The 19,049-nt window shown below is 35.7% G+C and carries 12 protein-coding genes; 7 read left to right on the top strand and 5 right to left on the bottom strand.

Annotation, left to right across the window (positions count from 1 at the left end; translation table 11 throughout):
* The first annotated feature begins 61 nt into the window (after window positions 1-61).
* The 7 genes from NMK36_RS00565 to NMK36_RS00595 all read left to right on the top strand — a co-directional run bounded on the left by NMK36_RS00565 (window position 62) and on the right by NMK36_RS00595 (window position 11,275).
* Window positions 62-3,127 carry a PAS domain S-box protein gene (locus tag NMK36_RS00565; RefSeq protein ID WP_254172752.1) on the top strand — a complete coding sequence of 1,022 codons (3,066 nt, stop codon included), beginning with the start codon at window positions 62-64 and terminating at the stop codon, window positions 3,125-3,127.
* A gap of 121 nt (window positions 3,128-3,248) precedes the next feature.
* A complete protein-coding gene (locus NMK36_RS00570) occupies window positions 3,249-3,629 on the top strand; it encodes a response regulator (RefSeq protein WP_072718914.1) in 381 nt (126 codons plus the stop codon).
* 285 nt (window positions 3,630-3,914) lie between these two features.
* Window positions 3,915-6,071 carry a polyphosphate kinase 1 gene (ppk1, locus tag NMK36_RS00575; protein ID WP_072718915.1) on the top strand — a complete coding sequence of 719 codons (2,157 nt, stop codon included), beginning with the start codon at window positions 3,915-3,917 and terminating at the stop codon, window positions 6,069-6,071.
* Between the two features lie 5 nt (window positions 6,072-6,076).
* Complete coding sequence (locus NMK36_RS00580; RefSeq protein ID WP_072719121.1) at window positions 6,077-6,532, top strand: EVE domain-containing protein; 456 nt, start codon at window positions 6,077-6,079, stop codon at window positions 6,530-6,532.
* A 105-nt stretch (window positions 6,533-6,637) separates the two neighbouring features.
* The gene (locus NMK36_RS00585; protein ID WP_254172753.1) at window positions 6,638-9,076 is read left to right on the top strand and encodes an endonuclease MutS2; all 2,439 of its coding nucleotides are present in this window, start codon (window positions 6,638-6,640) and stop codon (window positions 9,074-9,076) included.
* A gap of 138 nt (window positions 9,077-9,214) precedes the next feature.
* Window positions 9,215-9,772, top strand: coding sequence for a DUF3038 domain-containing protein (locus tag NMK36_RS00590; RefSeq protein ID WP_254172754.1), 558 nt, complete (start codon window positions 9,215-9,217; stop codon window positions 9,770-9,772).
* A 24-nt stretch (window positions 9,773-9,796) separates the two neighbouring features.
* On the top strand, window positions 9,797-11,275 hold the full coding sequence (locus NMK36_RS00595) for a DUF4335 domain-containing protein (protein WP_254172755.1): 1,479 nt from the start codon (window positions 9,797-9,799) through the stop codon (window positions 11,273-11,275).
* Window positions 11,276-11,280: 5 nt separating this feature from the next.
* Here NMK36_RS00595 and NMK36_RS00600 read toward each other — a convergent pair whose 3' ends face one another.
* The 5 genes from NMK36_RS00600 to NMK36_RS00620 all read right to left on the bottom strand — a co-directional run bounded on the left by NMK36_RS00600 (window position 11,281) and on the right by NMK36_RS00620 (window position 19,046).
* Window positions 11,281-11,733, bottom strand: a complete 453-nt coding sequence (locus tag NMK36_RS00600; protein WP_254172756.1) for a DUF29 domain-containing protein — start codon at window positions 11,731-11,733, stop codon at window positions 11,281-11,283.
* Window positions 11,734-11,895: 162 nt separating this feature from the next.
* Window positions 11,896-14,220 (bottom strand): hypothetical protein, encoded by a 2,325-nt coding sequence (locus NMK36_RS00605; protein WP_254172757.1) that lies wholly within the window; start codon window positions 14,218-14,220, stop codon window positions 11,896-11,898.
* The gene (locus NMK36_RS00610; protein ID WP_254172758.1) at window positions 14,217-15,923 is read right to left on the bottom strand and encodes a phospholipase D-like domain-containing protein; all 1,707 of its coding nucleotides are present in this window, start codon (window positions 15,921-15,923) and stop codon (window positions 14,217-14,219) included. Before NMK36_RS00610 ends, NMK36_RS00605 begins: the two co-directional genes overlap by 4 nt.
* On the bottom strand, window positions 15,920-17,488 hold the full coding sequence (locus NMK36_RS00615) for a hypothetical protein (protein WP_254172759.1): 1,569 nt from the start codon (window positions 17,486-17,488) through the stop codon (window positions 15,920-15,922). Before NMK36_RS00615 ends, NMK36_RS00610 begins: the two co-directional genes overlap by 4 nt.
* The gene (locus NMK36_RS00620; protein WP_254172760.1) at window positions 17,478-19,046 is read right to left on the bottom strand and encodes a DUF2357 domain-containing protein; all 1,569 of its coding nucleotides are present in this window, start codon (window positions 19,044-19,046) and stop codon (window positions 17,478-17,480) included. Before NMK36_RS00620 ends, NMK36_RS00615 begins: the two co-directional genes overlap by 11 nt.
* Window positions 19,047-19,049: the final 3 nt, after the last annotated feature.

A 19,049-nucleotide genomic window follows, 5' to 3' on the forward strand; every position in this document is an offset into this window, starting at 1 on the left:
ATAAATTAGACTCTGAGAAACCAGGAATTGATTTTGAACCTCTATGAACAGGGTCAAATTTATGATTACCTTATCGCCCGATTTATGTGCAACAGAATCCTCTATTTTAACCCTTCTCAGTATCAGCTTAGATTATCTAACAGATGCTTGCGTTTGGCTAACGAAAGAGGCTCGAATTCAAGGTTATAATACAGCCTTTAAAGAGTTGGTTTTAGACTGTAGAGAAAATCATTCCTTTGCATTCAATTCTCTTGTGGATCTTTCCTTAAATGATTGTCTGCCCTTCACCCAAAACGGAAAACCGATTTCAACATCAACTTATCTTAACCCAGAAATAGAAAAGGGCAATCATTGTCCCATCAATTATGAACTACAACGAGGAGAAGAACTATTTTTTTTAAGGATTTCAGGAAAGGTTTTAAATCTTCAGGGACAGGAAATCATAATTTTATGGATTCGTAATATTACTTCCTTTAAACAGTTAGAATTTCAATATCAACAAAAAGAACAATCTCTACGCCAAACCGAAGCAGTATTAAGAGCTACCTTAGAAGCAAACGCCGATGGAATATTAGTGGTGGGGGAAGATTGTGACGTTCCCGTTTATAATCAAAAGTTTTTAGACATCTGGTCAATGCCTGAAGCCTTAATGCAACCAAACCGTAGTCAAGAACGAGTACAATTTGCAGCAGAAAAAACCTTAGATCCAGTGGGGTTTATTGAGCGAATTAAAAACTTTTCAACTCAACCCTCACAGACCGTTATTTTAGACCGCATTGAGTTAAAAGACGGTCGAATTTTTCAGCGTTATGGTCAACTGCAATGGCAGGGAGAACACATAATGGGTCGAGTCTTAAGTTTTCGGGATATTACTCAACAGATAAAAATTGAAAAATCCTTAAGAGAAAGTGAAGAACGATTACGGACTTTGATTAATTCAACACCGGATATTATTTGTTTTAAGGATGGAGAAGGGCATTGGTTAGAATCTAATCAAGCAAACTTAAAGTTTTTAGACCTAGAAAATGTACCTTATCAAGGCAAAACGGATTTGGAATTAGCAGAGTTAAAACCCAATTATCGAGAGGCATTATTACATTGTCAAAAAACTGATGAACAAGCTTGGCAAAATGCTGATATTTATCGAATTGAAGAAAAAGTTCTACGTTCCGATGGTTATCTGACGATTTGGGATATGATTAAAGTCCCCCTATTTGAACAGGATGGCAAGCGTAAAGGATTAGTAGTTTTAGGACGGAATATTACTGAGAAAAAACAAGCAGAAGAAGCGTTAAAAGCACGAGAATCTCAATATCGAGATTTAGTCGAAACCGCAAATTGTATTATTTTGAGATGGGATGCAAAAGGTAATATTAAATTTCTAAATAATTATGGACAAAATTTTTTTGGATTCCAACTTGAAGAAATTATCGGTCAAAATGTAGTTGGAACAATTGTTCCTGAAACGGAAACATCAGGACGGGATTTACAGGCTTTAATGGATGATATTTGTCATCATCGTGAAAATTATAGTTTAAATGAAAATGAAAATAGTTGTAAACAGGGTGAACGCGCTTGGGTTGTTTGGTCAAATCGACCAATTTTTAATGCCAAAGGTGAACTGATAGAAATTTTGTCCGTTGGAACCGACGCGACGGAACGGCGACAAGCTCAAGATGCTCTTAAACATTCTCTATCCTTACAACAAGCGACTTTTGAATCAATTCAAGAGGGAGTTTTAGCGGTTGATAATCAAGGTAATATTATTACCTATAATCGCCATTTTTTAGAAATGTGGTCAATTCATCCTGAGCTTTTTCAGGAACAAAATCATTATAAACGAGTACAATATTTAGCGAATCAAGTTAAAGATTCAGAGATTTTTTTTCAACAGGTTAAGGAGTTATATTCTCAACCAGAACAAGATAGTTATGATTTATTAGAATTAAAGGATGGTCGCGTTTTTGAACGTTACTCTTGTCCTCAAAAGTTGGGTCAAACGATTATTGGTCGAGTTTGGTGTTTTCGAGATATTACTGATCAAAAACGAGCCGAAGCGGATTTAAAAGCTAGTGAAGAAAAATTTAGACGAATTGTTGAAACGGCTCATGATATAATTTATTTAATGAATGCCGAAGGAATATTATTATATATCGCGCCTAATTTATTAACATTAACTGGCTATTTCCCTCATGAACTTGAAGGACAACTCTTTACACTCTTTATCCATCCACAGGATATATCGAAAACTTTTACTGTCTTTCAAATGGTCATTACAAGCGGAAAACAAGAATTCGATATTGAATTTCGGGTTAAACATCAAGATGGAACCTGGAATTGGTATAGTTCAAATTGGTCTGTTTCTCAAGATGCTCAGGGAGATCAATTAGTGGTCGGGGTTTCCCGAAATATTAATGAACGTCGCCGTTTAGAAAATGAATTTATCTCTTTAGTCAGTCATGAATTAAGAACTCCATTAACTTCTTTAGTGGGGGGATTAGATTTATTAGCATCGGGACAGTTAGGACTGCTAACAGAACAAGGGAAAAATTTATTAAGCATTGCGATTAATAATACAGAACGATTAATTCGACTGGTGAATAATATTCTGGATTTAGAACGAATGAAATCGGGTAAAATTTCCTTACAAAAGGTTTACTGTAATTTAGCAGATTTAATGATTAAAGCTCAAGAAGCAATGCAAGTCATAGCAGATCAATCTCAAATTAAATTTGAGGTTGATCCGTTTGATTTTTATCTGTGGGTAGATCCGGATCGCATCGTTCAAATTTTAACAAATTTATTAAGTAATGCCATTAAATTTTCTGAACCGAAACAGAAGGTTTGGATGAGCGCACAAGTGGTAAAATTAAAGGAAAATGGCTCACAAATTTCTTACATTTGTTTGCAAGTTAAAGATCAGGGTCGAGGAATTCCTACTGATAAACTAGAAATCATTTTTGAGCGCTTTGAACAAGTGGATGCTTCTGATTCTCGAACCAAGAATGGGACAGGTTTAGGATTAGCAATTTGTCGCCTGATGGTTGAACAACATCAAGGAAAAATTCGGGCTGAAAGTCATTTAGGGCAGGGAAGTATATTTTATGTGATGCTTCCTATCTGTTAAAATCACTCCTAGAATTAACTCTAAACAAATTCTCGATATTTTCTCGATTTTGAGTTAAAATATGGAGTTAACTCTGTCACCAATAAGGACGCAAACTAATCAGATTACAGGGATAAATGTTATGCTGAACAAACAAATTTTAATTGTAGATGATGAACCCGATGTCCGGGCGATCGCTAAATTAGGATTAGAACTAGGGGCAGGTTGGCAGGTGATTACGGCTTGTTGTGGCGAAGAAGCATTAAGCCTTGCTGCTAACCATCAACCCGATGCTATTTTATTAGATATGATGATGCCTGATATGGATGGCAGGGTGACACTAGAATATTTAAAATCTAATCCCCATACCCAAAATATTCCGGTGATTTTAGTGACCGCAAAAGCTCAACAGTGGGAACGAGAAAATTTTTCAGGAATGGAGGTAGCGGCTGTATTTGCAAAACCTTTTCGACCCTTAAAATTAGCCGAACAAATTAGTCAAGCTTTGAATTGGCTGAACTAGCATTGATAAAATAGTGGGGATGAATTTTAAGTTGTAATGTCCTGCTAAATTTAAACACCTATTAACCAGAATCTAACTAAGATAGATCTAGTTTTCTCAAGTCAACTTCATGTTTGCCCCTTTTTACCCTCAGAACTGACGTACTAACCCCGAAAAACTGAGCTTTTTATTCTCTTCCTGAATCTGCCATCACTTCATTCTCTTAAAAAACTGGGTTTTTGCGACGGTTCTGACCCTAAAGAATTACAATAAAGGTTAGGTTTACCCGATCTGAAATCTTCAATTATGTCCAAATCTAAAAAAACCGAGCCAAAAATTACCAAAGACATCAATCTTAAAGCTCCTCAATATTATCTCAGCCGAGAACTGAGTTGGTTAGAGTTTAACCGTCGCGTTTTAGCAGAAGCTTTAGATCCTCGAACACCTTTGTTAGAACGACTGAAATTTTTAGCGATTTTTAGTTCTAATTTAGATGAATTTTTTATGGTGCGCGTTGCTGGAATTAAGCGACAAATTGAAGCTCAAGTGAATAAAGTTACTCCCGATGGTCGGACACCCCAACAACAACTCAATGCCATTCATGAACGGTTGTTACCGATGGTCACGGAACAGCATCAATATTTTGAACAACAGATTAAATCCGAATTAACTAAAAATGGAATCCACTTATTAAATTATATTGATCTCAATCAAGAACAACGAACCTATTTACAGCGTTATTTTGAAGAGGGAATTTTCCCGGTTTTAACGCCCTTAGCCATCGACCGCAGCCATCCCTTTCCCTATTTATCAAATCTGAGTTTAAATTTAGCGGTTGTTCTCAAAAATCCCGAAACCAAAGAAGAATTATTTGCGCGGGTGAAAGTACCGAGTTCTTTTCCGCGATTTATTTCCTTACCTAAAGAATTACGAGGACAAGCCAATGGGGAATTTGCGGCTTGGATTGGGGTTCCCATTGGTCAAGTAATTGCCCATAATTTAGAATCGTTATTTCCCGGAATGGATATTCAAGATTATTACATTTTTAGGATTACACGGGATGCTGATTTAGCGGTTCAAGAAGATGAAGCGGATGATTTATTATTAGCCATTGAACAAGAATTGCGAAAACGCCGCGTTGGAGGATCTGTTGTTCGTCTGGAAATTAATAGTTCAATGCCCGATTATTTACGCAGTTTATTAGCCGATGAATTAGAATTAGAATCAGAAGATATTTATACGGTAGATGGGTTAATGGGACTCCGGGATTTAATGTTTTTTCTCAGTTTACCCTTACCCGAATTAAAAGATAAACCTTGGAGTGCGGTTTTACCGCGTTGGATGAAGGATAGTGAAGATATTATTCCAACGACATCAGGAGAAGATGAAAAAGATATTTTTGCGATTTTACGACAAAAAGATGTCTTAGTGCATCACCCGTATCAATCGTTTTCGGCAACAGTTCAACAGTTTATTAATCAAGCTGCCCATGATCCGAATGTCTTAGCGATTAAAATGACTTTATATCGTACTTCCGGGGATTCTCCGATTATCACGGCTTTAATTGATGCGGCAGAAAATGGAAAACAGGTTGCGGTTTTAGTCGAAATTAAAGCTCGATTTGATGAAGAAAATAATATTCAATGGGCGAAAAAACTAGAACAAACGGGGGTTCATGTTGTTTATGGATTAGTCGGACTAAAAACCCATACTAAAGTTGTGATGGTCGTGCGTCAGGAAGCGGACGGAATTCGCCGTTATGTTCATATTGGAACCGGAAACTATAATTATAAAACAGCTAAACTGTATACCGATTTAGGATTATTAAGTGCCCGACCTGAACTGGGAGCAGATTTAACAGATTTATTCAATTTTTTAACCGGATATTCCCGTCAACAATCCTATCGGAAATTGTTGGTTGCGCCTGTGAATATGCGACAACGATTTTTAGACTTAATTGATCGAGAAACCGAACACGCTCATCAAGGTAAAACAGGTCGAATCGTTGCTAAAATGAATTCCTTAGTTGACCCGGAAATTATTGAAGCTTTATATGCAGCTTCTCAAGCGGGGGTGGGGATTGATTTAATTGTCCGAGGAATGTGTAGTTTGCGTCCCGGTTTAGAAGGAATTAGTGATAATATTAAGGTGATTAGTATTATTGGACGATTCCTAGAACATTCTCGGATTTTCTATTTTAATAATGGCGGACAGGAGGAGGTTTATATTGGTTCAGCCGACTGGATGCCCCGCAACTTAAATCGCCGCGTTGAAGCGATAACTCCCATTCAAGATCCTGATATTGCTAAAGAGTTAGAAGAGATTTTAGGAATTATGTTATCCGATAATCGTAAAGCTTGGGATTTACAACCTGATGGTCAATATATTCAACGTCGTCCTGCTGAAAATGCTCCCGAATTATGCGCCCATGATATTTTAATGGAGACGGCTTTAAAAAGTTAAGGATGATGAATTATTGGTTACTGAAATCTGAACCGGATGTTTATAGTATTGAGGATTTAAAACGCGATCACATTTCCCTCTGGGATGGGGTTAGAAATTACCAAGCGCGAAATTTCCTTAAAGAAATGCAAATTGGGGATCTGGCGTTTTTTTATCATTCTAATACTAAACTTCCCGGAATTGTGGGACTCGCTAAAATTATTGAAAATCATCTGATTGATCCCACTCAATTTGATGCTCAGAGTCCCTATTTTGACCCGAAAGCTATGCCCAATTCTCCGAGATGGTATACGGTGAAAGTTGAATTTGTGGAGCAATTTCAGCGTATGATTAGTTTAAATACCCTGAAACAAACCTTTAATTCTGAAGAATTTGGCGTTGTAAAACGGGGAAATCGTTTATCCGTCATCCCAGTTTTACCCGCCGTTGCAGAAAGAATTTTAAGGTTAAAATCATCGTGATTTCCGCCTTTCCACCCTATCTCTTCCTAGGGAGGATTGAAGAAAATTCCCAAATCAGTTACAATGATGTAGTATGTCAACATTACACTTTTAAATTTTGAGGCATTGATTCAAACAGAAACCCTAGATCTATTAGAATGGGAACGGTTATGTCGCCATTTATCCACCTTTACGGCGACAAAACTCGGTGCTGTGGCGGCGCAGCATTTACAGATTCCCACGACTGTACACCAAACCCTGCAACTGTTAGCTCAAACTAAAGAAGCTTACACCTTAGAACTGCGACAAACGGGTTTAAAATTTGAAGGAATTGAAGACATTGGCGTTTATTTAGAACGGGTAGAACGCCTAGGAATGTTATCAGGAAATGAACTGCTTAATATTGCAACGACTTTAGCAGGTGCAAGGCAGTTAAGACGTAGTATTGATAACCAATCTGATATTCCTATTTTAACAGACTTAATCTCAGAATTGCGAACCTATCCTGAATTAGAACAGGAGATTCATCGCTGTATTGATGAACGGGGAGATGTTGCCGATCGCGCCAGCCCTAAATTAGGAGAAATTCGGGGACGGTTACGCAGTCTTCGAGATCGAATTTATGGGATTCTACAAAATATTATTCAACGAAAATCTAATGCAGTTCAAGAACAATTAATTACCCAACGGAGCGATCGCTTTGTTATCCCTGTAAAAGCGTCTCAAAAAGATGCAATTCCAGGGATTGTTCATGATAGCTCAACCACCGGTTCAACCCTCTATATTGAACCGAAAGCCACCATTGATCTCAATAATCAACTCCGACAAATTCAACGGCAAGAAAAAGCCGAAGAAGAAATTATTTTACAAGCTTTAAGCGAACAAGTTGGAGCGGTTAAACCTGATTTAGAACGATTATTAATCATTGTCACTACTTTGGATTTAGCCGTTGCTAAAGCTCGTTATAGCCTGTGGTTAGAAGCGAATCCCCCCAAATTTATTGATGTAGAATCCTCAGAAGAGGCAACTTCAAATCCTATTAACCTCCGACAACTTCGCCATCCTTTATTAGTGTGGCAACAGCAACAGGAACAAGGCTTCCCTGTTATTCCCATTGATGTTTTAATTCATCCCAAAATTCGAGTTGTAGCCATTACTGGCCCTAATACCGGGGGTAAAACGGTTACTTTAAAAACTATTGGATTAGCAGCATTAATGGCAAAAGTGGGGTTATTTATTCCAGCCAGAGAACCCGTAGAATTACCTTGGTTTGAGCAAGTTTCAGCCGATATTGGAGATGAACAATCCATTGAGCAAAGTTTATCAACATTTTCCGGTCATATTCGCAGGATTAGCCGGATTTTAGCTGCGATTAATTCTCAAGGTGAGACTGAAGAAAAGACTCGATCTTCGAGTTTAATTCTATTAGATGAAGTGGGGGCAGGAACCGATCCAACGGAAGGCAGTGCTTTAGCGATCGCCCTTTTACAATATTTAGCGGATCATAGCTTATTAACTATTGCCACCACTCACTTTGGCGAACTGAAATCGTTAAAATATGAAGATGAACGGTTTGAAAATGCCTCCGTTGAATTTGATGAACAATCCTTACAACCCACCTATCGATTATTATGGGGAATTCCAGGGCGTTCTAATGCGTTAACCATTGCCAAACGTTTAGGATTAAACTCAGAAATTGTCGAACAAGCGGCGAGTTATGTCGGGGAAAGTTCCGAGGAAGTTAATCAAGTTATTGCGGGGTTAGAAGCCCAACGTCGTCAACAGGAAACCAAAGCTAAAGCCGCTAGTCAGTTATTAAAAGATACAGAACGTTTGCATCAGGAATTAGCCCAAAAAGCAGCCGCATTAAAACAACGAGAACGGGAGTTAAAGCAAGTTCAAGAACAGGCAATTCAAGAAACATTAATTCAAGCAAAAGCGGAAATTGCCAAAGTCATTCGGCGCTTACAACAAGGAACCCCAACGGGTCAAGATACCACCCAAGCAACGGAGGCTTTAAATCAAATTTCCCAACAGTATTTACCCTCTCGAAAAGAACCCCCTAAACCGCCCCCAGAGTTTAAACCGAAAGTCGGAGATCGGATTAGAATTCCCCGGTTTGGTCAAACGGCTGAGGTGTTAAGTGAACCGACTTCTGATGGTGAAATTACCGTGCGTTTTGGCATCATGAAAATGACTGTAGGGTTAGCCGAAATTGAGTCCTTAGAAGGGTTAAAACCGACTATTCCTAAACCCCCAGAACGGAAAAAAGAACCCACTCCTGAAAAGGAACAAAAACCAGAACAACCTATTGTTAGAACGTCTAAAAATACAATTGATCTTCGAGGAAAACGTACCTCGGAAGCCGAAATCGAACTAGATCGAATGTTAGGTCAAATTCATGATTTTGGAGCAATTTGGATTATTCATGGCAAAGGAACCGGACAACTGAGAAAGGGAGTTCATGAATTTTTGACCAACCATCCATTAGTAGAACGATTTGAATTAGCTCCACAAAATGACGGGGGCGTTGGTGTTACAATTGCTTATTTAGTAAATCGCTAATTTTTGGGTTAAATCATTGACTGTTTAGGGGTAAAATGTCCATGATTGATGTTAACCCCTGTAGAGACGCGCCATGGCGCGTCTCTACGGCGACCCTTTCATTAAAAGAGGTTGTTGTACAATTCTTTCCCTGAGTCCATGCTAAATTCTGATGCTAATGATGAGCAAAAATCAAACCCAAATAGAGACGATTTAAACCTTGATCCCCAACCCGAACAATGGGGTGAAATTACGGTTAAAATTCAGTTATCATTATTAGCCATTGAAGCCTTAACCGGAATAGCCTTAGAAACTATTTTACAAGTCGGAACTCTGCTAAAAATAGAGGCTTCTGTTCCTGATCAAATTCAATTATTACAAAAACATTCAGACCAAAATCCTCTATCCATTGAAGAAATGCGATCGCTGGTTCTGATTATTTGTTATATTGCTCAACAGGATCAAGTGTTAATTCGCCGTGCATTAGGGTTAGTGGAACAAATGGCACATCAAAAAACAGAATTTCGTCAAGTCACCTTGCTACGGGAATATTTAGATACCTTTAATGACAGTTATCAACAATGGATGACCTCAAACCCTCAAACCCCCTTAGACCTTGATACCCTAGCCATTAAATTACTGATTGATTTATTATTTTATAGTAAACCCGATAGCCATGAACAATTATGGTTAACATTGATAGAGTCGCCAGTCTAGTTTATCCTTAATGGTTAAGATATTATGATGATTATTCGACGCTATACCCCCCCAACTTGCACCTTAGAAGTTCAGGCGAAACGTTCTTTTCTATCTCGTCTGAAACAACAACCGATTTTAGAACAGTTTAAATTTAAACTTTGCTTTGATGATCCGCGTTTACCCGATGCCGATCATATTACCATTGAAGGCGATCGCACCCAACTAGAAACCCTCTATACAGTTATTAAAAATTATATTCAAAATTTTCTTAATTTTTCTCCAAAATCTACTCATCAATCTGAAACTTTATCCCTGACTTCTTCCACTAAAAATACCCCAGCTTATGTAATTTTTGACGGCGAACCTTCTGAAATTACCATTAAACCCGATGGCTTATTATATCATAATTTATTTTTAGGTAATTTATCCGATAATTCTGCCCAGTCTTTAGTTCATTTAAGCGTTTTACAACTCTTTGATCTCGCCACCGCCTTAGACGAATATGCAACGGAAGCCGAACAATTACCGAATCTAAAATCCTTAGAAAAAACCACACCGGAATGGTTAAAAACGATTTTATTTATTATAATTTCTATTAGTTGTTTAACAGGTTTAATTAGACTGATTAATCTCTATCGCCAACCTCAAACTCAAACCGCCACCCAACCGTCCCAAACCGTTCAAATTCCGCCCCCTAATCTTGTTCCCTTACCCCCTCCCACCTTAGCCCCCCTTCCTGTTCCCTCTGTTCCCCCTGCGCCTCAAGTCAAAGTCGCCCCCAATTTACCCCCCGTCAATACCGCCCCTCTCCCCGTCCCCGCCCCCCTATTTCCCAACTCAGTATCCCCCCAAACCTTCCCCAACCTAACCCCCTCGGAACCAGGGTTAATCATTATTCCCCAGGACTCTCCAGCAAGGGATGGGTCTGTACCTCCCCCACCGCCACCCCTCGCCGCACCCGCACCCCCACCGCCCTCCGTCGCAGTTACTCAACCTCAAACGCCGCCTCCATCTCCCCCGGTACTCTTTGCACCCCAAACCATTGAATTACCCACTTTAAAAAATGCACAAACCCCGATTATTTTAGAAGTTCCTTCTCCTGAAAAAACGTCTGAAAAACCGTCAAATCTTTCTGCTGAAAATTCTAATACTGATGAAGAAAATTATTTAGCTCAATTGAATAAACGTCCGCGCAGTATTGCCGCTACTCGTCAACAGGATACCACCCTATTTGATCAAATTCCGCAAGTGGCAGAAGTTAGAAACTATTTCCAAAATATTTGGTATCCGCCTAAACATTTAAAACGCACATTACAATATAGTTTAACCCTTAATTCGGATGGTTCTTTACAAAGTATTAACCCGGTGGGTCAACCTGCGGTTAATCGTCAAAAACAATTGGATTTCCCAGAAATAGGAAAACCCTTTGTGTCTCCTTTGGAGTCAGGAAAAACCCCTAAAATTCGGTTAGTTTTACAGCCGGATGGGAGTGTTCAAGCATTTTTAGAATCCTTGAATTAGGGGTTTTATAGGGGTGTTTCCCAAAATTTCCCCGTTAATAAACTGTCTACATCCTGGGGAAACGGACAAACATCAGGAAATTCTACATCATATTCAACCTGCATATTATTCAACGCTTCCAGGTAACAATTAAAATAAATTTCTTGTAAATAATTCCTCAAACTCGGTGAATCTGCAAGAATATCTCTTAAATTGGATTGAGTTCTATTAATTGTGACTTCCCATCCTCGATAACAATCTGGTAACAGTACATAATTCCGTTTTAAAGCGTCTTCAAATAATGCCGTTAACTGACTTTCTAATTCCCGTTTATCCCGCTTTCCCAAAGATTCAATCTCCTCAATTAAATTTTCCCAATCTAAATTTTCAATATTTCGAGATTTTAACTGATTAACGGTATCTTCAATCCACAGCGCAAAATCAATATCATAAAGTGTTTTTAACGAAGTTTGGGTCATAATTATAACCTACATCTTGATCAGGATTTTATTGTAACGTAGTTGAAAAGCGATCGCCTGTTGTTAGGCTTCAGCCTATCTTTCTAGGGGCTAAAGCCCAACAACAAACTGTTTTCTTGTTGCTAGGTTCTACTTCGGTGTAGTTTCCCTATTAATTACAACTTAACTTGCTTGGATCATTCCGTCAATATCGGATTGAGACGCTTTTCCTTCAATTAGTTCGGAAAATAGTTGATTTAAAGATTTTCTTCGACTAACTTGATTTAACATCAGTTTTTCATTCTCAAAGTGTTTAATGACTTGAATTGCTTGTTGTTTTTCTTGAGAATCTGCTGTAAAAAAATCTTGATCAATTTCTTGAAATGTCAGCAAATAACATAAAGCTAAAAAGGCATTTTGTTTATATTGATAAGGAAATTGGTTAGCGGGTTTACTCAGGAGATAGTTAGTTATTAACAAAAAATGATTTTTATAGTTGAATTTCTCAGCTTTTGCTTGAAAGTTATAATACCACAATAAAATTCGAGCATATCCCCATAAATATTGATTACTTGAGGAGCGATAGCTAGAATCAAATAGACTAAAATATTGTTGCTGTTGAGATTCACTGATAGCTGTTCTAGCCAAAGATTCTGAATATTTAGAATTAAATTCTTTATTACTTAAAATATTAATATCTATAAAATCTTTAAAATTTTCATATAAAGAACAAGTTTCTGAAAAACCATAGAGTTTTTCAATAAATTTTATAGATATACCAATAAACTTCTTCTGTTTAGGATAGGATTGAATAATTAAAGCAGGAATTCTTTTTAAAATCGGATTGTTAAACATTTGTCTTAAATCTTTGATTTCAGCTTCAGAAGAAAAAACGTTAATATATTGAAAGCTTTTCCTTTTAGGAATAGCCATGTAAACTTGTTGTATTTTTTGAGTAATAGTGTTATAGTTAATAGGTCTCGATGGATTACTAGCAAATATTTCTAACTCACTAAATAATTCCTCTAAAACAGGTTTTAATTGAGCAATTAGATGACTTTTAGTGATTTTTTTAATTTGTTCTGAAGATTTTTTTTCTCTAGTCGAATCAATCTCTTTAGAAGGAATATAACTAAAAGATTTAACTTCTTTTTCTTTTCGATCTACCAGTTTAGAGGTAATTTTATAAGTTTCGCTAATATCACTGACTTCAAGTTTAGGAGGTGCATCAGGTTTGAGAATAAATTTAATTTCAATTTCAATATCTTCTGTACCCGGAAAGTTTTCAATAAAAATTTCATAACTTTGAGGAACTTGATTTTTTAAATAGTCTTTACCATTAACTTTGATGGGAAGTCTTGCTGGATTAGTATTTTTAGGAATACGGAATACTTTTTGATTGGTTTCGGGGATAATTCCTATTAATGTTTGTTGAGTACCTTCATAGGAAATAGCTTGATCTGATAATTTTATCCACTGGGTAATAGGATTATTATTTTTATCTTTGTTTCCAATTTCAAATTCAATGGTATCTAAATAAATCCCAAATAAGGGAAAATTAGAGTTTTGTTTCATTTCCCATACTCTAGGAAAAGTTTGATGATCAGAACTGACACATAAAAATTGCGGAAGTCGCTGTTTAATAATGGGAAACCGATTATATTGAGAAATTAAAATCCAGTGAAAATTAGGATCTACTATTTTTTCTAAGCTGGAAAAATCAACTCTATTATTAACAATATTTTCAAGATCTGCCAGCTTTAACTGGACTTGTTTATAATAGATTTGATCAGAATCCATAATTTCAACAATAATAGGTATTGATTCTGTCTTTAAACCATAGGGAATTTGTTCAATTATTGCAATTTTTTGTAAATATTTTTGTAGATGAGCGATCGCAGTTTCTTCTAAATTACCATCTGGGAAAAAGTTAGTTAAAATTTTAATAGCAATATCTCTACAAATTTGATTATATGTTTCAACAGTATTAAAAGGCGTTTGAATGAATAACGGTTCTTTTGTATTAAGAATAGGAATTCTCTGCTGATCTCGTTGAATGGGAATTAAGCGATCGCATTCCAAACAATCTAAATCTATAAATATTAACGGTTTATCAGGATTTAGATGTTTAAATTGTTGATAATAATTCCAATAATAATAGGCACTTTGATATAAATAAGTTTCTTGATAATTTAAAAATTGACTGGTACTTAAAGTTAACAAGTCAATTGTATCTCTAATAATAAATAACCGTTGTATTCCGGTTTGGGTTAACTTCTCACCCAGAAAATTATTTTCATTAGTTTTAATTTCTAATTGTTGACTACGGTGATTCAAAATAACGGACTCAACTCGGTAGGGAATCATTCCATATTCTGTGATTAATTCTTGTTTATATTTTCTGGGTAAGTTTCCCATAGAATGAATTAACTCATCAGGATTTTTATCAAACCGATAAGCATATTGACATAATTTAATATAGGATTCTAAATTAAAGAGTTGAGTCATGATCTTGAACCTTTTAATGTGTTAATAATTTGACTAATTTCTTGAGAATCTTTAGTTTTATACATTAAATCATAACTTTTTTGATGTTTTAGAGAAAAATTAAAGTTAATTCCGCCGATATAAGCGATTTTATTTCCTAATATTGTGATTTTTGCGTGTATATTTTTCACTCTTTTAATATTGATAGTGGAATCTAAAAATCTCATTTCTTGGTCAATATAAATTATACTATTTAAACGCTGTAATTGGGATCTTAATTCAGCAGTTGCTTGAAAACTCCGACTAAAAATTATGACTTTTCCTTCAAAATCACTTAACTCTTTTAAAAGATCATTATAATATTGAGAGGGAGTTAGTAAAGTAGAAGAAGCCGGATAAGGTTCTTGACGATAACGTTTGATAGTTCGCAATTCAAACCCATCAAAACCCAATACAGGAATTACATGATCTCGACTAGAAGATTGCCAAAAATAACGAAATACATTAATGAGTTGTTGGTAAGTTTCATTGTTTTTAAAGATAATTCCTGATTCTAAATTAACATCTAAACTGCCTTTTGTCAAATTCACTGATCCTAAGTAACCATCATTTTCAGAAATGCAAGTTTTTAAATGAAATGCACCGCTTCTGATCTTAACTTTAGCATCTAACAATTGACGTAGACAATCTTTTTTGCGTTCATCAGCACGTTTAAAATGTTCAGGTAAATACTTAGAAATCGTCACTTGTTGATCAATTCTATCCACAACTTCATCCCGCAAATCTGTTAATATCCAGACTCCTTGCGGTAGAGTTGCTGATTTTTCACAAATTTGATGAATTAATGCTTCATCTTCGAGGATATAGCTAGAAATTAGTAAAAACTTCTCCGCTTGAGCAATTATTTTTTGAAATAGAGGACGATTTTTTCGACTTACCCAAATTTCATTGACAGGAGAAAGATTAGGTTTCAGAGGAGGATTTTCAGGAAAATGACTAACAATAATCCTATAATGCTCTTGATATTCTTGAATCAATTGTTGAGTTAATTCTGACTGATCAAAAATGTCCGTATTTCCTTCTCGTAAACTAATCATTGCTTCTCTTAAACTCAAGGGTAATTCTTGCCAATTTATCCCTAATCTTAATTGGTCATTAATTCTAAAAACTGCCTCCTGAGTATCAATGCTTCTCAAGAAACGATCAATTTTTTGATAATTGGGTAAATTCTGCCAAAAAGTTTCTGCTTCTTGCCATATTTTTTCGGCTATTTCTAAGGATAACCCTGGATAATAAGATTGATCTAAAACAACAGTATAACTCCCATCCTGTTGAGTTTCACTGCCATTAAATAGAGGAAATTGAGGATCATCAGCTAACAAATCCAAGGTAATTTCTGAACTAATAAATTGATAAATATAACGGTTAGCAATGCTTTCTTTTAAGTTAGACACCCTAGAAAATAATAGTTTTAAACTAGAAGATTGATAAAGTTGATCCTCCTGAGTGAGTCCATTAGCAATTTTTAATAAATCCGTTAAGACTGAATTAGGGATAAATTCTAACCCAAAAGATTGACGTAAAAGCTGCGGAGTTCGTCGATGAGTTTGGGTAGCAACTGCTTGAATTTCTTGTAATAATTGCCATAAAGATACATCAGATAAAAGGTTTCCTTCTACCAATTGACGGTAAAATTTTCCCTGAATTTGATAATGGATTTTCATGATAATACTCCTTGACGAATTCTAGGTAATTTCATTCGTTTTAATCGGGAAACTGCATGAGTCCATTTTTCATAGTCTCCCCATAAAATTAAGTAACTTTGTCCTCTGGTTAAGGCAATTTTCCAATGTTCTATAGGAATAATTTCAGGGTTTCCACTACAACAAATTAAGACAATAGATGCTTCTTTTCCTTGCCATTCTGTAACTGTTTTAATCATAACAGAAGTATACTCAATCGGACAATTAGCAATTAACTGATCTCGCTGAGTTTCCGAAAAGGTTAATATTCCGATTTTGGGAATTAATTCTAAATCCAAACTTTTTAAAAATTCTAAGATTTTTTCTCCTTCCTGTTGATTAGGAATATCTTCCCACCATAACCGATATTCCCATTGTGGAAAATAATCACTCATCTGTTGAAAATTTGTTTGTATCCATTCAGGGGAAAAGGTGTCATAAATTGTAGTTGCTAGTTCGGGATGTAAACGAAATTGTTCTGAAAGTTGCAGAGTATAAGTAGGAAGTAAATATTGCAATAACCAAGGAAAACCATAGAGAATACGCTGGAAAAATTTTCGATTCCGAGAAGCAGGAATAAACCCGGTATTTTCATCACCTAATAATACTAATTTATTGGTTAATCCTGAAATTAAGATTAATTCAACCCAAGTTAACTGTTGAGATTCTTCAATAATAATTAAATCATAGAAATTTTGCCAGAGGGTTTGACCAGTAACACCCATAAATTCTTCAACCGTTGCTAAACAAGGATTAAGGAGATTTTTACTTAGATACTGCACCAGAGTTTCTCTTGCATTTTTTGATAGATTTTGGTAGGATTGAACTAAAGTAAGTTGCTGTCTTAATAAGGGTTCTAGTCTCTTGAGTTGATAAGCAAACCAATTTAACCTTGATTCACTTAAATCAGGAAATTCTAAGCTCAAAGTTTGGGCGAGTTGCGGGATAGATTGGGTAGTAATTAAGGGTAAATATCTTTCTAGTTTAGCAGGCGATCGCAACTGTTCTAGTTCAGTATCCGGTAAACAGTAAAGTGGTAAATAATTGAGTTTTGGTTGTGCTAAATGATCGCGGCAAATCCGTTCAATTATTGCTGATTGATTCCTCGAATTTTTCGACAATAAATAAGGATATCCAGGTAATTGTTGATAGGCAGTTAATGTACTCGGATAATGACTTAAAATTAAAATACGTTTTTCATCTTTAATCGCAGCATCCGCAAGATTCAACGCTATGCGAGTTTTTCCCGTTGCGGGTAAACCAGAAATCACCGTAATCGGACTATTAGATAATCCCATTTCTAAAGATTGGATTTGTTGAGGAGAAAGCGGTAAAACGGGATGAACTGTGGTAAAATTAAGTTGCGATCGCTCTTGTAAATAAACCGCACAGTTACAGATTGTTTCAACAATTAATTCCGTCGGTAATGTTAACTCAGTTTGAGTTTTAACCAACTGTTCTAACAACCTTAAACGCCATTCTGGGTTATTTCCAAAATCGTTAATTTGTGCTTTTAATCCTTGCCAAAATTGCTGTTTATTGATCATGGTTTAATAATTTATTTTTGATTAAAATACTTATTAATTTTAATGTTTGCTCAAACCCATTAGCTAACATCGGGTCAGGAATTTGACAAACCCAAATTTTTTGATTAGTAATTCGTTGAATTTTACCTTTTTCTAATGCAGAATTAGGCGGTTTATGTAAATACAAGATAATCGCTGATTCAATATCTGATAATCTTTTAATATATGAAGCAGCTTGTTTCCGAATTTCTTGTGAGGGAAAATACCAGAATATCCAGATGGGAAATCGCAGTTTTTTAACTTTTAGTTCCGATGTTTTTAAATCATGAACTTCCACCGTCATTAAGTAATCTCCTAATTTGATATTTCTGGATTTTTGAATCTGAAATACATAGACTTTATCTCGTAAAAACACACGAATTTTAGGGAAAAATTGATCATGATGGTTTAAATATTGTCCCTGTTTAGGACTCAGAGAACCTGTTAAATAGCTTAAAGGTTCAACATAAGAATCTTTAAATCGCAAAAATGTTGTGGTAAATGCTAAATAAATCACATCCTTTAACAGTTGATTTCTGACTGTCCATAACTTCTCTTTTTCTGACCGTTTGGCAATATAATCTAAATAGGCTTGATAAAAACCATGATAGATGGGATTTTGTAATAACACATAATTGGGTTTACCTGGTTTAAAACGGTGTAAAGTTTTTAAAATCGGTTGAACAGTTGGTTGTTGTCTAAACTGTTTAATTGTTTGATAAAATTTTTCACATTCTGGATAAATTTTATAAAGATTTGATTCTCGGTAAAGAACTTTTCCGGCAAAATAAATCAGAAACTGATTTTCAGGTGTATTATAATCTTGGTGACGTTTTATCCCCATTAATTCCTGTCGAGATCCGGCTTTTTCTGCGGCGGTTAAACCCGGACGACGGGTATAATCTCTTAAACAATAAGCATCCATTTCTTGAATCTTTCCAACAGGCATTAATTCGGCTTTTCGTCTGAGTTGTTGTCTCAGTTTAGGGCTAATAATTTGTAAGTTTTTGTCTAAATTATACTTATTTAATAAAGCAATAATTAAAGGTTTAACAGCATCAGCAGTCTGGAATTGTTGAAACTTTTCGGGTAACTCCAGCACTCGAACTTTTTGATTTTTTCCTACTTTTTCAGTGAAAATCTTTTCACATAATCCCGTAAAAATTTGTAATAGTTGAGCAACTTTGTCATCTAAGCGATCGCCTAATTTATCTTTACATTCTTCTAATTGCTTGTCCTCTTCAATAGTAGCACGATCTAACACTTCACCTCGAATTTTTAAAACAGATAATTGCAAGTTAATTTCCAAGTTCAACTGAGTTTCAAGTTGGCAATTATTATGTTTTAAATCCGTTGGATTTAACCAAGGAAAACCTATTTCATAGACCTGATTGGTTTGGTCAATTAACATAGGACATCGGGATAAAATATCATCTGTTTCCAATACCAAATAGGGGCGATCTTTGGCTTCAAAAAGATGATCAATACTAACTTCACGTTGTTGATTCAAATAATCAAAAATACTAGAATATAACTTCATTTG

The sequence above is a fragment of the Planktothrix pseudagardhii genome, from assembly GCF_904830925.1.
Classification (GTDB): domain Bacteria; phylum Cyanobacteriota; class Cyanobacteriia; order Cyanobacteriales; family Microcoleaceae; genus Planktothrix; species Planktothrix tepida.

Bases quoted from the DNA above. Each gene is read 5' to 3' on its own strand.
- NMK36_RS00595 (WP_254172755.1), top strand. From the start codon at position 9,797: ATGATGATTATTCGACGCTATACCCCCCCAACTTGCACCTTAGAAGTT.
- NMK36_RS00565 (WP_254172752.1), top strand. From the start codon at position 62: ATGATTACCTTATCGCCCGATTTATGTGCAACAGAATCCTCTATTTTA.
- NMK36_RS00620 (WP_254172760.1), bottom strand. From the start codon at position 19,046: ATGAAGTTATATTCTAGTATTTTTGATTATTTGAATCAACAACGTGAA.
- ppk1 (WP_072718915.1), top strand. From the start codon at position 3,915: ATGTCCAAATCTAAAAAAACCGAGCCAAAAATTACCAAAGACATCAAT.
- NMK36_RS00590 (WP_254172754.1), top strand. From the start codon at position 9,215: ATGCTAAATTCTGATGCTAATGATGAGCAAAAATCAAACCCAAATAGA.
- NMK36_RS00605 (WP_254172757.1), bottom strand. From the start codon at position 14,220: ATGACTCAACTCTTTAATTTAGAATCCTATATTAAATTATGTCAATAT.
- NMK36_RS00615 (WP_254172759.1), bottom strand. From the start codon at position 17,488: ATGATCAATAAACAGCAATTTTGGCAAGGATTAAAAGCACAAATTAAC.
- NMK36_RS00600 (WP_254172756.1), bottom strand. From the start codon at position 11,733: ATGACCCAAACTTCGTTAAAAACACTTTATGATATTGATTTTGCGCTG.
- NMK36_RS00610 (WP_254172758.1), bottom strand. From the start codon at position 15,923: ATGAAAATCCATTATCAAATTCAGGGAAAATTTTACCGTCAATTGGTA.
- NMK36_RS00570 (WP_072718914.1), top strand. From the start codon at position 3,249: ATGCTGAACAAACAAATTTTAATTGTAGATGATGAACCCGATGTCCGG.
- NMK36_RS00580 (WP_072719121.1), top strand. From the start codon at position 6,077: ATGAATTATTGGTTACTGAAATCTGAACCGGATGTTTATAGTATTGAG.